Source organism: Marinobacter excellens LAMA 842 (assembly GCF_001574445.1).
Classification (GTDB): domain Bacteria; phylum Pseudomonadota; class Gammaproteobacteria; order Pseudomonadales; family Oleiphilaceae; genus Marinobacter; species Marinobacter shengliensis.
Genome location: NZ_LOCO01000011.1, coordinates 49,809 through 64,593 on the forward strand (window position 1 = coordinate 49,809; position 14,785 = coordinate 64,593).

9 protein-coding genes are annotated in these 14,785 nt (G+C 57.6%); 2 read left to right on the top strand and 7 right to left on the bottom strand.

Annotation, left to right across the window (positions count from 1 at the left end):
- The first annotated feature begins 258 nt into the window (after positions 1–258).
- Both ettA and radA read left to right on the top strand, forming a co-directional pair.
- Positions 259–1,920: an energy-dependent translational throttle protein EttA gene (gene ettA, locus J122_RS11125; RefSeq protein WP_061332377.1), complete on the top strand. Its 1,662-nt coding sequence runs from the start codon at positions 259–261 to the stop codon at positions 1,918–1,920.
- A complete protein-coding gene (gene radA, locus J122_RS11130; protein WP_061332378.1) occupies positions 1,920–3,296 on the top strand; it encodes a DNA repair protein RadA in 1,377 nt (458 codons plus the stop codon). Before ettA ends, radA begins: the two co-directional genes overlap by 1 nt.
- A 197-nt stretch (positions 3,297–3,493) precedes the next feature.
- Here radA and J122_RS11135 read toward each other — a convergent pair whose 3' ends face one another.
- The 7 genes from J122_RS11135 to aroK all read right to left on the bottom strand — a co-directional run bounded on the left by J122_RS11135 (position 3,494) and on the right by aroK (position 14,622).
- Positions 3,494–3,862, bottom strand: coding sequence for a PilZ domain-containing protein (locus tag J122_RS11135; protein ID WP_058091272.1), 369 nt, complete (start codon positions 3,860–3,862; stop codon positions 3,494–3,496).
- 286 nt (positions 3,863–4,148) lie between these two features.
- Positions 4,149–5,213: a uroporphyrinogen decarboxylase gene (hemE, locus tag J122_RS11140; protein ID WP_061332379.1), complete on the bottom strand. Its 1,065-nt coding sequence runs from the start codon at positions 5,211–5,213 to the stop codon at positions 4,149–4,151.
- Positions 5,214–5,338: 125 nt separating this feature from the next.
- Positions 5,339–6,757, bottom strand: coding sequence for an FAD-dependent oxidoreductase (locus J122_RS11145; protein ID WP_061332380.1), 1,419 nt, complete (start codon positions 6,755–6,757; stop codon positions 5,339–5,341).
- A 78-nt stretch (positions 6,758–6,835) separates the two neighbouring features.
- Complete coding sequence (gene gltB / locus J122_RS11150) at positions 6,836–11,284, bottom strand: glutamate synthase large subunit (protein ID WP_061332381.1); 4,449 nt, start codon at positions 11,282–11,284, stop codon at positions 6,836–6,838.
- Between the two features lie 177 nt (positions 11,285–11,461).
- Positions 11,462–12,931, bottom strand: a complete 1,470-nt coding sequence (locus J122_RS11155) for an AAA family ATPase (RefSeq protein ID WP_061332382.1) — start codon at positions 12,929–12,931, stop codon at positions 11,462–11,464.
- A 43-nt stretch (positions 12,932–12,974) separates the two neighbouring features.
- Positions 12,975–14,063 (bottom strand): 3-dehydroquinate synthase, encoded by a 1,089-nt coding sequence (gene aroB / locus J122_RS11160; protein WP_058090088.1) that lies wholly within the window; start codon positions 14,061–14,063, stop codon positions 12,975–12,977.
- Positions 14,038–14,622: a shikimate kinase AroK gene (gene aroK, locus J122_RS11165; RefSeq protein WP_058090087.1), complete on the bottom strand. Its 585-nt coding sequence runs from the start codon at positions 14,620–14,622 to the stop codon at positions 14,038–14,040. The genes aroB and aroK overlap by 26 nt, the downstream gene beginning before the upstream one ends.
- Between the last annotated feature and the right edge of the window lie 163 nt (positions 14,623–14,785).

Genomic DNA, 14,785 nt, shown 5'->3' on the forward strand with positions numbered 1-14,785 from the left:
CGAGGATCCCGATTTTCACTCAATTGCTATCCCGGATAGGTTTAGATACCTTAGCCGATCAACATTCAATGGTGTCGACTTTGGCAGTGACGGCCTTCGGGGTGGGCGATTCGGGATACGCTGTGAATACGTCCCTGTATGCTCCGCAAAAACATCCCTGTTTTTGAGGATCCCGAATCGCCCACCCCGAAGGCCTTAGCCAGACACCTGTCGTGTTTTCTGTTATCTACGCGAATTTCGGATAAGGATTCTGCCAATATGGCCCAGTACGTATACACCATGAACCGCGTGGGCAAGGTGGTACCACCCAAGCGGGAGATTCTGAAAGACATTTCCCTGAGCTTCTTCCCGGGCGCCAAAATCGGCGTTCTCGGCCTTAACGGCTCCGGTAAATCCACCCTGCTCCGTATTATGGCGGGTGTCGACCAGGATTACATCGGCGAAGCCCGGCCACAGCCCGGGATCAATGTAGGCTACCTGCCACAGGAGCCGGAGCTGGACGAAGAGAAAACCGTCAAGGAAATCGTCGACGAGTCCGTCGCCCACGTACACAACGCCCTGGCCGAACTGGACCAGGTATACGCCGCATACGCCGAGCCGGATGCCGATTTCGACGCCCTGGCCAAAAAGCAGGGCGAACTGGAAGCCATCATCCAGGCCACCGACGGCCACGATATCGAACGCAAAATGGAAGTGGCCGCCGACGCTCTTCGCCTGCCGGCCTGGGATCAGAAAGTCAAAGTACTGTCCGGCGGTGAACGCCGCCGTGTCGCCCTATGCCGCCTGCTGCTGTCCGGCCCGGACATGCTGCTGCTGGACGAGCCCACCAACCACCTGGATGCGGAATCCGTGGCCTGGCTGGAGCGCTTCCTGCACGACTACGATGGCACTGTGGTCGCCATTACCCACGACCGCTACTTCCTCGACAATGTGGCCGGCTGGATCCTGGAACTGGACCGTGGCCACGGCATTCCGTTCGAAGGCAACTACAGCCAGTGGCTGGAGAACAAAGAGAAGCGCCTGGAAATGGAATCCAAACAGGAAGCCTCGCACCAGAAAGCCATCAAGCAGGAGCTTGAGTGGGTGCGTTCCAACGCCAAGGGCCGCCAGTCCAAGAGCAAGGCCCGCCTGGCCCGCTTCGAAGAGATGAGTTCACAGGAATTCCAGAAGCGCAACGAAACCAACGAACTGTATATCCCGCCCGGACCGCGCCTGGGCGGCAAAGTGATCGAAGTGGAAGGCATCAGCAAGGCCTTCGATGATCGCCTGCTTTATGAAAACGTGTCTTTCAGCGTACCGCCGGGCGCCATTGTTGGCATTATCGGTGGTAACGGCGCGGGTAAATCCACGCTGTTCAAAATGATTGCCGGCATGGACCAACCAAACTCCGGCACCATTACCGTGGGCGAAACCGTGGAACTGGCCTACGTAGACCAGATGCGCGACCTGGACGGCAGCAAGACCGTGTGGGAAGAACTGTCCGACGGCAACGACATCATCAAGGTAGGTAACTACGAAACACCTTCCCGCGCTTATGTGGGCCGCTTTAACTTCAAGGGCACCGACCAGCAAAAACGGGTAGGCGACCTGTCCGGCGGTGAGCGTAACCGCCTGCATCTGGCCAAGCTGTTAAAGCAAGGTGGCAACGTGTTGCTGCTGGACGAACCTACCAACGATCTGGACGTGGAGACCCTGCGCGCCCTGGAAGAAGCCATCCTGAACTTCCCCGGCTCCGCACTGATCATCTCGCACGACCGCTGGTTCCTGGACCGCGTCGCCAGCCACATCCTGGCGTTCGAAGATGACGGCGAGGTGGTGTATTTTGAAGGCAACTTCACCGACTACGACGCCGACTTCAAGAAGCGCAAGGGCGAATCAGCGATGCAGCCCAAGCGCATGAAGTACAAGAAGCTGGCCTGATGGCAAAAGCAAAAACTGCCTATGTCTGCACCGAATGCGGTGCAGACTATTCCAAGTGGCAAGGCCAGTGCACAGCTTGCCAGGCCTGGAATACCATCAGCGAGGTACGCGGCGTTTCCGGCCCCGGCAAGGGCGCCCGCAGCGCCCGTTTTGAGGGCTACGCGGGCAGCCTCTCCGAGGTCAAAAGCCTGGACGAAGTCAGCCTGGCCGAACAGGCCCGCATCAGTACCGGCATGCAGGAGTTCGACCGGGTACTGGGCGGCGGGTTAGTGGAAGGCTCGGCAGTCTTGATGGGCGGCCACCCCGGCGCGGGCAAAAGCACCCTGCTACTTCAGGCGGTCTGCCAGTTGGCCGAGCAACACTCAGCCCTGTATGTCACTGGCGAGGAATCCCTGCAACAGGTCGCCATGCGCGCCAAACGCCTTGGTTTGCCCACCAAAGACCTGAAAATGCTCTCGGAAACCTCCGTGGAGCGGTTGATGCAGGTGGCGGAAATGGAGAAGCCGCGCATTCTGGTGATCGACAGTATCCAGGTGATGCACGTGGCCGATATCGAATCCGCCCCGGGTTCAGTCTCCCAGGTGCGGGAGAGCGCTGCCTTCCTCACCCGCTTTGCCAAGCAAACCGGCACCATCCTGCTATTGGTTGGCCACGTTACCAAAGACGGCAGCCTGGCCGGACCGAAGGTGCTGGAGCACATGATCGATTGCTCCATCCTGCTGGAAGGCTCCAGCGACAGCCGCTACCGCACCCTGCGGGGCATCAAGAACCGTTTCGGCGCGGTAAACGAGCTGGGCGTGTTTGCGATGCTGGAACAAGGCCTGAAGGAAGTGAAAAACCCCAGCGCCATTTTCCTGAACCGGGGCGAAGAGGCGGCTCCCGGCAGTGTGGTGATGGTGGTCTGGGAAGGCACCCGGCCCATGCTGGTGGAAATCCAGGCACTGGTGGACATGGCTCAGGGCAGCTATCCGAGGCGGGTAGCCGTGGGTACCGACCAGAACCGGTTGGCGATGCTTCTGGCGGTGTTACATCGTCATGGCGGTATGCATGTGGCCGATCAGGATGTGTTCGTGAACGTGGTAGCGGGTGTGAAGGTCAACGAAACCAGCGCGGACCTTGCTCTGTTGTCAGCGGTGGTGTCATCGTTCCGGAATCGGGCGTTGCCCCAGGATCTGGTGATTTTCGGAGAAGTAGGCCTGTCTGGCGAGATTCGGCCGGTGCCGAATGGCCAGGAGCGGATTTACGAGGCAGCCAAGCACGGCTTCACTCGGGCTTTGGTTCCCAAGGCTAACGTTCCGCGCAAGCCTGTGGAAGGCATGAAGGTCATTCCGGTGACCAAGCTTTCCGATGCCCTTTCGGCTTTGGAGGAGCTTTAGTTTACGGCCCCGAGCCTTCTGGCTCCAGAGTTAGGGCAGTGTTGGAGCGCCTTTCAAAAAAACGCTACGAGCACATCCATGTGCGCTTCGCTCCGGCCATCCATGGCCTCCGAGATTTTTTGAAAGGCGCTCCAACACTGCCCTATCTATCCTCAGTGCAATCCGCACTTCAAACGAAAAGCCTCAGCGCGCCATCGTCAGTCAATCAGATGCGCAAACTCCCGCTCCAACAGCGCCTGATCCCCAAGATTTAACTCAACCAGCCGCTTCAAATGCGTGGCACTTTCAAGATCAATATACTGACACCGAAATCCCAACCGATGATCCTCCACGTGCTTCAACTCCACCGCCATCACAATCGCGGCTTCATGTTCATTCAGGTGAATCACCACCTCACAAGGCTTGTTCAGCGGAACCTTCCAACCTTCCGGCCGCTGGACCAAAACGCCCTTCAGGGAAATATCCAACACCTCGGTTGACCACACCTGGTCCTGACAATGCAGCTCACAGGGCGCATCGAAACTGATTCGATGGAAACGGCGTTTTTCGGAAGTTTTGGTAGACAAGGGGCAGCTCCGGCTCGACGGTCATTACTCTCTATGACTATAGACCGGACATAAAAGGGAGTACAGCGTGGAGTGGTTAACGAGAGCTTCGCTCCCGAGGGCTTAAGATATTCCCGAAACGTTGGACTGCAGGGTGGCGATAGGGCCTCCAAAAAATCTCGGAGGCCATGGATGGCCGGAGCGAAGCGCTCAGGGATGAGCTCGTAGCGTTTTTTTGGAGGCCCTATCGCCACCCTGCCTACTCCACAGCCCGCAGGCTAGGAGTAAACAAAGCACAAACTCGAACCTATTGGTGATACTGCCCGCTAAGCTCAACAACCGCCTCAATGAAGGCCCCGGCATGCTCCGGATCCACATCCGGCGTAATCCCATGCCCCAGGTTGAAGATATGCCCGGAACCCGAGCCATAACGCTTCAGGATATCCGCCACTTCCTGGCGAATCCGCGCCTTCGGCGCATACAACATGGCCGGGTCCATATTGCCCTGCAACGCCACCTTATCGCCAACGCGAGCGCGGGCATTGCCGATGTCCGTCGTCCAGTCCAGGCCCACGGCGTCGGCGCCACAGTCGGCAATGGACTCCAGCCACTGACCACCGTTCTTGGTGAACACAATCACCGGCACCCGACGCCCCTCGCTCTCGCGAATCAGACCATCCACAATCTTCTTCATGTAACGCAGGGAGAACTCGTCATAGGCCCAGCTGCTCAGCACACCGCCCCAGGTATCAAAAATCTGTACCGCCTGGGCACCGGCCTTGATCTGACCGTTCAGGTAATCAATCACCGAGTCCGCCAAGTGGTCCAGCAAGCGGTGCATCACCTCCGGCTGGCCGTACATCAGTTTCTTGGCTTCAGAGAAGGTCTTGGAGGAACCCCCTTCAATCATGTACGTGGCCAGGGTCCAGGGGCTGCCGGAGAAACCGATCAGCGGTACCCGGCCGTTGAGTTCGCGGCGGATGGTAGAGACGGCGTTCATCACGTAGTCCAGATCCGACTCAGCATTCATTTTCGGCAACGCGTCTACATCCGCTTCTGAGCGAATCACCTTGCGGAACTTCGGGCCTTCGCCGGTTTCGAAATACAGGCCCAGGCCCAGGGCATCAGGAATGGTCAGAATATCGGAGAACAGGATGGCAGCATCCAGCGGATAGCGCTCGAGCGGCTGCAGGGTAACTTCGCAGGCCAGCGGCGTGTTCTTGCACAGGCTGAGAAAATCACCGGCTTTTGCCCGGGTTGCGCGGTACTCCGGCAGGTAGCGGCCCGCCTGGCGCATCATCCACACCGGGGTGCGGTCTACAGGCTGCCGCATCAGGGCGCGCAGGAAGCGGTCATTCTTCAGCTCGGTCATATGGTATCCCGTTCTCGTCGGTAAATGGTCAGAGATAATGGGGAGCAATGATACCCCGTTTATACGAATAAAAAAGGGCGGCTTACCCGTAGCAAGCCGCCCTTCTGACTCTGATCAACTCAGAGTTATACGTCGAGGTAGTCCAGAATGCCTTCCGCAGCCTGGCGACCTTCCCAGATGGCAGTGACCACCAGATCAGAGCCGCGCACCATATCGCCACCGGCAAAGATCTTGGGGTTGCTGGTCTGGAACGGGAACTCGGCTTCCTCCAGCGCTGCAACGCGACCGGAATCATCGGTGTTCACCTCGTGTTCACCGAACCAGTCAGCGGGGCTCGGCCGGAAACCAAACGCCACCAGTACCGCATCGGCAGGAATGACTTCCTCACTACCCGGCACGACTTCAGGGCGGCGACGGCCGTTTTCGTCCGGTTCTCCCAGCTGGGTAGACACCACCTTGACGCCCTCAACACGGTCTTCACCGATGATGGCGATAGGCTGCCGGTTAAACAGGAACTTCACACCTTCTTCCTTGGCGTTTGCGACTTCCCGGCGCGAACCGGGCATGTTGGCTTCATCCCGACGGTAGGCACAGGTGACGCTCTCCGCCTGCTGACGAATGGAGGTGCGGTTGCAGTCCATGGCGGTATCACCACCACCCAGCACCACCACGCGCTTGCCCTTCATATCGATGAAGTCTGTCGCTTTTTTCTCGAACCCAAGACGGCGATTCACATTGGAAATCAGGAACGGCAGAGCATCATAGACGCCCGGCAATTCTTCTCCCGGGAAGCCGCCTTTCATGTAGGTGTAGGTGCCCATACCCATGAACACCGCGTCGAACTCTTCCATGATGCTCTTCACCTGGACGTCTTTACCCACCTCGGTGTTCAGACGGAATTCCACGCCCATCTCCTCGAACACCTTACGGCGCCGGGACATCACGGACTTTTCCAGCTTGAACTCGGGAATACCGAAGGTCAGCAGACCGCCAATTTCAGGGTAACGATCGAAAACCACCGCCTTGACGCCATTACGCACCAGGATATCGGCACAGCCGAGGCCAGCGGGCCCGGCGCCGATAACGGCCACTTTTTTGTCTGTCCATTTCACATTGGACATATCAGGCTTCCAACCCAACGCGAAGGCCGTGTCGGTAATGTATTTTTCCACTGAACCGATGGTTACCGCGCCGTAGCCATCGTTCAGGGTACAGGCACCTTCACACAGGCGATCCTGTGGGCACACCCGGCCGCACACTTCCGGCAGGGAGTTAGTCTGGTGGCACAACTCCACGGCCTTCATGATGTTGCCTTCAGACACCAGCTTCAGCCAGTTCGGAATATAGTTGTGTACCGGGCATTTCCACTCGCAATAGGGGTTACCGCAAGCCAGGCAGCGGTGAGACTGAGATGCCGCATGGGTTTCGGTAAACGGGTGATAGATCTCACCGAATTCTTTCTTCCGCTTTTTGGCAGGCACCTTCTTCGGGTCTACCCGCCCAACTTCCACAAACTGAAAGTCATTGTTGAGACGTTCTTTCATGTTGCTACTCTCATCAGCTCAATTTCGACGGGGGCTGCGCCCGCTGGCGCAGCCCATCAACCTTTGCGTTGCCCAGCCTTATTCCGGGCGGGCACGGGTGCTGGCCAGCAGGCTGCGCAGGTTCGCAGCCTTTGGCTTCACCAGCCAGAAGCGGCCGATGTAATCGTCGAAATCTTCAAGTAGGTGCTCCGCCCAGGCGCTTCCGGTTTCGGAAATATGCTCCCGGATCACACCACGCAGGTGATTCCGGTAGGCTTCCATGTCTTCCCGCGAAATGCGCTGGATCTCAACCAGTTCGTGGTTGTACTTGTCCACGAAGGTGTTGTCCAGGTCCAGCACATAGGCGAAGCCGCCGGTCATGCCGGCACCGAAGTTATAGCCGGTGGAACCGAGAACGGTCACCAGGCCGCCGGTCATGTATTCACAACAGTGGTCCCCGGCCCCTTCTACCACCGCATGGGCACCAGAGTTACGAACCGCAAAGCGTTCACCGGCTGTGCCAGCGGCAAACAGCTTGCCCCCTGTCGCGCCGTACAGGCAGGTATTACCCACGATGGATGTTTCCTGGGTTTTGAAGTCGCTGCCGCGGGGCGGTTTAACAACCAGCTTGCCGCCAGTCATGCCCTTGCCCACGTAGTCGTTGGCATCGCCTTCAAGAATCAGGTTCAGACCACCCACGTTCCACACACCAAAGCTCTGGCCTGCGGTCCCGGTAAGATCCAGGGTGATCGGTGCATCCACCATTCCCTGGTTACCGTACTGCGCTGCAATTTCGCCAGACAGCCGCGCACCAATGGAGCGATCGCAGTTGGTAACCTTGTAGCTCCAGGCGCCGCCGGACTTCTCTGCGATAGCTGCAGCGGTATCTTTCACCATCTGCTCCGCCAGGCGGCCTTCGTCGAACGGATGGTTGCGCTCAACCTGACATGTCTGGGGCTTGTCCGCCGGGATGTGATCATTCTGCAGCAGACGGGTCAGATCCAGCTTTTTCTGGCGCTCGGTATTGCCCGGCAGGCGCTCAAGCAGATCGACACGGCCAACCAATTCCTCGAGACTGCGAACACCCAGCTTGGCCATCCACTCGCGAGTTTCTTCCGCGACAAAACGGAAGAAGTTCATGGCCATCTCAACGGTGCCCTTGAAGTGCTCTTCCCGCAGGTAATCGTTCTGGGTAGCAACACCGGTGGCACAGTTGTTCAGGTGACAGATCCGCAGGTATTTACAACCCAGGGCCACCATTGGCGTAGTACCGAAGCCGAAGCTTTCAGCGCCCAGAATGGCTGCTTTAACAACATCCAACCCAGTCTTGATGCCACCGTCTGTCTGCAGGCGAATCTTGCCCCGCAGGTCATTTGCCCTCAGGGCCTGTTGGGTTTCGGTCAGGCCCAACTCCCACGGCGAGCCGGCATAGCGAATCGAGGTCAACGGGCTGGCCGCAGTACCGCCATCGTAACCAGATACGGTAATCAGGTCGGCATAGGCCTTTGCCACACCGGCGGCGATAGTGCCTACTCCAGGTTCGGACACCAGCTTCACCGACACCAGGGCTTCCGGGTTCACCTGCTTCAGATCGAAAATCAGCTGCGCCAGATCCTCGATGGAATAGATATCGTGGTGGGGCGGTGGCGAAATCAGGGTCACACCCGGCACGGAATAACGCAGGCGAGCGATCAGATCATTCACCTTGCCACCAGGCAACTGACCACCCTCACCGGGCTTGGCACCTTGGGCGACTTTGATTTGCATGACATCGGCGCTTCGCAGGTATTCTGCGGTTACACCGAACCGGCCAGAGGCAACCTGCTTGATCTTCGAGCGGCGGTTAGTGCCATGGCGGGCCGGGTCTTCACCACCCTCACCGGAGTTAGACCGCCCACCCAGGGTGTTCATAGCCACCGCGATCGCCTCGTGGGCCTCCGGAGACAAAGCACCCAGGGACATGGCCGCGGAATCAAACCGGGGGAAGATATTCTCAACCGGCTCAACTTCGGAGAGATCAATGGGCTTGATATCCTTCTTGAATACCAACAAGTCACGCAGGGTAGCCACCGGGCGCTCGTTCACCAGGCCGGCGTATTCCTGATAGTGGCCGTAGTCGCCACTGATCACGGCATCCTGAAGCTTGGCAACCACATCCGGGTTGAAAGCGTGGTACTCCTGACCGTGAACGTATTTGAGCAAACCACCCTGAGACAGAGGCTTGCGGGGTTTCCAGGCAACGGCCGCGAGTTGTTCCTGATCCTGCTGGAAGTCAAAGAAGTCCGCCCCCTGAATACGGCTAGGCACACCCTTGAAGCACAGATCCACAACGTTATCGGCCAGACCGATGGCTTCAAACAGCTGGGCTCCGCGATAGGAGGTGATGGTGGAGATTCCCATTTTCGACAGGATCTTCAACAAGCCCTTGTTGATGCCTTTACGATAGTTGTTCTTGGCCTCGATCGGGTCCATCAGCAGCTCACCGGTGCGAATCAGATCGTTGAGGACCTGATAGGCCAGGTACGGATAAACCGCAGTGGCACCAAAGCCGAACAGTACGGCGAAGTGATGGGGATCCCGGGCCCAGCCAGTTTCCACAATGATGTTGGAATCGCAGCGCAGGCCCCGCTCAACCAGGTGGTGGTGCACAGCACCGGTCACCATCATGGCGTTTACAGGCAACTCGCCTTCCACCAGGTCCTTGTCGCTCAGAATCAGCAGTACCTTACCGTCGCGGACCGACTTTTCAGCCTCATGGCACATCCGGCGAACCGCTTCGTGAAGGCCCTCCTCCGGTCGGTAGCTCATGGCAATTCTGGCCACTTCAAAGCCCGGGCGATCGTTATTGCTGAGCTTGAGGAACTTGGCCGGCGACAACACCGGGGTTGTCAGAATAATCCGGTTGGCGTGTTCAGGGGTCTCCTCAAAGACGTTTTGCTCCGCACCCAAGCAGGTTTCCAGCGACATCACGATAGTTTCGCGCAGCGGATCGATAGGCGGGTTGGTGACCTGGGCAAACTTCTGGCGGAAATAATCCGCCACATGCCGCACCTTGCTGGACAGCACGGCCATCGGCGTATCGTCACCCATGGAGCCCACAGCTTCTTGCGCGCTTTCAGCCAGCGGGCGCAACACCTGGTCGCGCTCTTCAAAGGAGATATTGAACATCTTCTGATGAACCAGAAGTTCGTCCGGCTCCATCAGTTTGAACTCAGGGGTGGCCTGGTTCAGCGTGGTTTCCACCCGCAGGGCGTTGTCTTTCAACCAACGCTTGTAGGGCTGCGCGGTTTTCAGGCGCTGGTCGATGTCTGCAGTGTGCAGCACCTCACCAGACTCGGTATCAATCGCCAGCATCTGGCCCGGGCCCACACGGCCCTTGGCAACCACATCATCCGGCGTGTAGCCGTAGGTGCCCACTTCTGATGCCAGGGTAATAAAGTCGTCCTTGGTGATGACCCAGCGAGCCGGGCGCAAGCCGTTACGGTCGAGCATACACAGGGCGTAACGACCATCAGACATAACCAGGCCGGCAGGGCCATCCCAGGGCTCCATATGCATGGAGTTGTATTCATAGAACGCCCGCAACTGGGAATCCATGGTGTCGACATTCTGCCAGGCAGGCGGAATCATCATCCGTACGGCACGGAACAGGTCAACACCACCGGCCAGCAATATCTCGAGCATGTTATCCATGCTGGAGGAATCCGAGCCGGTCAGGTTAACCAGCGGCTGCAGGGTTTGCAGGTCTGGCAGGTCCGGTGAGCTGAACTTGGCCGCGCGTGCGATCGCCCAGTTACGGTTGCCGTCGATGGTGTTGATCTCACCGTTGTGGGCCAGGAACCGGAACGGCTGGGCCAGCGGCCACTTGGGCATGGTGTTGGTGGAGAACCGCTGGTGGAACACACAGATGGCGGTTTGCAGATCCGGATCACCCAGATCCTTATAAAAGTTGGCGAGATCCGCCGGCATCATCAGGCCTTTGTATGCAAGGGTGCGATGCGACAAGCTGCAGATATAAAACTCAGAGTCGTCCGCCATCTCCCGCTCAGCATGGCGGCGACCAACAAACAGCGCAACGGCAAATTCCTGCTCGGTTTTTCCGCCCGGCTCAACAAAAACCTGTTCAATCCTGGGCAGACAATCCAGCGCCATTGGCCCCAGGCAACTGTCGTCCACGGGCACTTCTCGCCAGCCCATGATTTCCAACCCCTGATCGACGAGGTTTTTCTCAACCGCAGCACGACCGGCGGCCGCCTGGCTTTTGTCCCGGGCTAAAAAAACCTGGCCGACTGCAAATAAGTCTCCAGGTTTTTTCCCGAACGCCGCCTGAGCAGCTTTGTAGAGGAAGGCCTTGGGACTTTGAATAAGAAGCCCACAACCATCACCGGTTTTGCCATCGGCAGCGATGCCTCCACGGTGGGTCATGCAAGTCAATGACTCGATGGCCGTTTGCAACAGCTTATGGCTCGCCTCGCCCTTCATGTGGGCAATCAGGCCAAAACCACAGTTGTCCCTGAACTCATCGGGATGATACAAGCCTGTTGTCATAAGCGTTCTCTCGCGTGTAAATGCTTTCCCGCCAGCCCGAAGCGCACCAACTTAGTGCGCAAAACGTACTGACACCGAAAAAAAGGGGAAGCGATTTTACACACGTGAAACTACGTATACAATTTTTTTCGCTGTTTTACCGCTAGAACAGGACGGAAATGCACCATAACGGTGCACCTAGTAACTTTCGAAGGATCGCACCCAAGGCTCAGATATCCCGAGCGCGGCGGGCAATTGTCCGGCTGCCTCCCGGGCGGATTCGAGGCTGGGATACTGGCCATACACCAGCATAAACCAAGGCTGCCCCTGGCGCTCTCCGACGGTATAGCTCAACTGAGGGTTATCTGGCTGGCGATCAATAACGCTCAGAATCGTACGCTCCTGATGACCAGCCACGAGCTGGAGCGTCCAACCTTCGCGTTGTTTCAGGTGCGCCAAAGGCACAAAGTTCTCCGGTCTTGCTGAAGCGAAAGCTGGTTCTGGTTCTGGTTCTGGTTCTGGTTCTGGTTCTGGCTCTGGCTCTGGCTCTGGCTCTGGCTCTGGCTCTGGCTCTGGCTCTGGCTCTGGCTCAGCTTCGGTCACCGCATCCAGGTCCGTCAACGCCAGGTTTTCCGGTTCCTGCTGGTGTGCCAACTCCGGCGACGGCAGGGCATCAACGGGAAGCGTTTCACCCGCCCCTCGCCCTACCTCAGGCCCAACAGTAATGCTCCTTCGAACAGTCTCTCTCGGGGTCTCCATGCCCGCAGAACCAGTGACCGAGTCATCGTATTGCCGCGCCACGAACCACCATGACACCAGCAATATCACCAGTGCCAAGGCGGGCCAACGCAGTGAAGCAAGGGGAGGCCAGCTGCGGGCTGCGGCTCGGCTTTGTGGCGTAACCATGTCGAGCCAGATACCTGGTGCAACGCGCTTCAGTCGGCCGAAACTGCCCTGACTCAAAGCATGAAGCTGTTTTAGCCGTGATGAAGAAAGTAACTCTTCCTTTCGGCCACCAGCGCGGTGCACCCGGGGCTCAAGGAAGGCGAAAATCTCGTCTCGGCTTAACGGGGGAAGGCTGATGTGGTGGATGTGAACGGCAAGATCTTCCGCCCGGAACTGATCCTGCAAGCCGTCGGCACCAGAGAATACCAAAGCAGCGGCCAGCGACCGGTCAGCCGCAAGAAATCCGGAGAGTAAAAGATTCAATAACTCCGGAGCTACCCGATCGGCATCATCCAGAATCAACACCAGTCGCTGCCCACGTTGAGCACGCGCCTCGGACCACCGGAAAAATTGGTAAACCAGCTCACGGGGCTCCGAATCCACCGGTACACCTGAACGGGCTATCTTCCGGAGATCCTTGGTCAATGCCTGGGCGCTCGTCAAAGCTGCCGTGGGGATACGATGAAAATCGAGCCGGGATGATTCGCTACGAACCAACTCAGTGATTATCCGCGTTTTGCCAGCACCTGGCGCACCCGTTACAAGCAGCGCCATATCCCCGAAACCGCAGAGATGACGCAGTGACTCCAATGCATGATGGCGCATGGCGTCCGGGAAGAACGGCGTCTCCATCTCGAGTGGATTGTCCCGCAAGCCGTAGCGTTGCTGGAGGCGGGGAAACAATCCGCCACTGTCTATCGCGTTCAGGTTATCCTGGGTCACAACTCATCCCTGCCCGTTGCTCAATCACTGCGTGATACGACGCTTAATCGATAAATTCCAATAAGGTCTTTCTGAGGTTGTCCGGCTGGGCGTCAGCGGTTACAAAAGCATCCCCCAAGGCCCGCATCAACACCAGCCGGAGCTTGCCATCCACATTCTTCTTATCAACGGCCATCAGAGACATGAAATCATCGGGCGTCATGCCTTTGGGGGCCCGCTCCGGTAGCCCAGCCCGGCGAATCAAGGCCAACGCTCTCTTATGATCGTCGGCACTGATCATACCTTCTCTCAAAGACAAGTCAGATGCCATCATCATCCCGGTTCCAACCGCCTCGCCGTGGAGCCAGTTGCCGTAACCCGCGTAGGTTTCGATCGCATGACCAAAGGTATGGCCAAGATTCAGGATGGCCCGCAAGCCCCCTTCCCTCTCATCGAAGGCCACAACGTCTGCCTTGCACTGGCAGGAACGAAAAATGGCCTCTCCTACTGCTTCGGGCTCCAGCCGGACCAACGCATCCATGTTAGCTTCCAGCCACTCCAGAAAAGGCACGTCACGAATCAGGCCGTACTTGATAACTTCCGCAAGCCCAGCCGACACCTCCCTGGGGGGAAGTGTGGTCAGGGAATCGGTATCAATCAGGACGATGTTCGGCTGATGAAAAGCGCCAACCATGTTCTTGCCCAATGGATGATTGATTCCGGTTTTACCACCAACGGATGAATCCACCTGGGAAAGCAGGGTTGTGGGCATCTGGATAAATGGTACGCCCCGCTGATAGCAGGCCGCTGCAAACCCCGCCACATCCCCGATGACGCCGCCGCCCAGGGCAGCAAGCGTTGTTTTTCTGGAGTGCCGGCGCTCCAGCAGCCGGTCGAAAATCAGGTTAAGGGTCTGCCAATCCTTGAACTTCTCGCCATCCGGAAGCGTGACCACATCAACCGATTTTCCTGGGAAGCAAGCCTTCGCGCGCTCAAGGTATAAAGGTGCAACCGTCTCGTTGGTGACAATCATCACCTGACTGCCGGACACCCAGGGTGTCAGATCATAAGCCCCCAGCAACCCCTGACCAATAACGATGGGATAGCTGCGGTCACCCAGCTCTACTTTAAGCTCTTTGAGTACCTGGTACATGTTGACGACCTTCTTTACGTCTCTGCCGTTTGTGTCTTGGGGTTTTGGGATTGATTCGATTCACCAGCTGGCGCACCACCAATCGTGGACTCTTGCGATCGGTGAACATCACGATATCAGCGAGCTTGGTGTATAGCGGGTCCCGGACTGCGAACAGCCTTCTCAACACACCCTCGGGGTCATCGTTCTGAAGCAGGGGGCGATTTCGATCTTTTCGGGTGCGCTCTACCTGCTGCTCAATCGACGTTTTGAGATAGATCACCACTGCATTTTTCCGCAACAATGCATGGTTTTCCGGGCGCATGACCGCACCACCTCCGGTCGCCAATACCGTTCCCTGCGTTTCTGAAAGCTCATCCAGCATGGCGGTTTCGCGCTGCCGGAATCCGTCTTCTCCCTCGACATCGAATATCCAGGGAATATTGGCTCCGCACCGCTCTTCGATTATCCGGTCTGAATCAAGAAAACGATAACCCAGCTCTTTGGCGAGCATACGGCCAATCGTACTTTTTCCGGCTCCCATAGGGCCGACCAGGACAACACGTTCGGGCAAAGACATAATTTCCGCTCAACAGGGTTCAAGCGCGTGAGAATAGCACAGGGCAAGACATTCCATAAGCCGGAGGCCGATACAAAGAAAAAAGCCGCCGGGGTTAGCGGCGGCTTTTTATGTGCGGAGCGATTACTGAATCAGGTCGTTTTTGATGATCTTCGGAGTTACA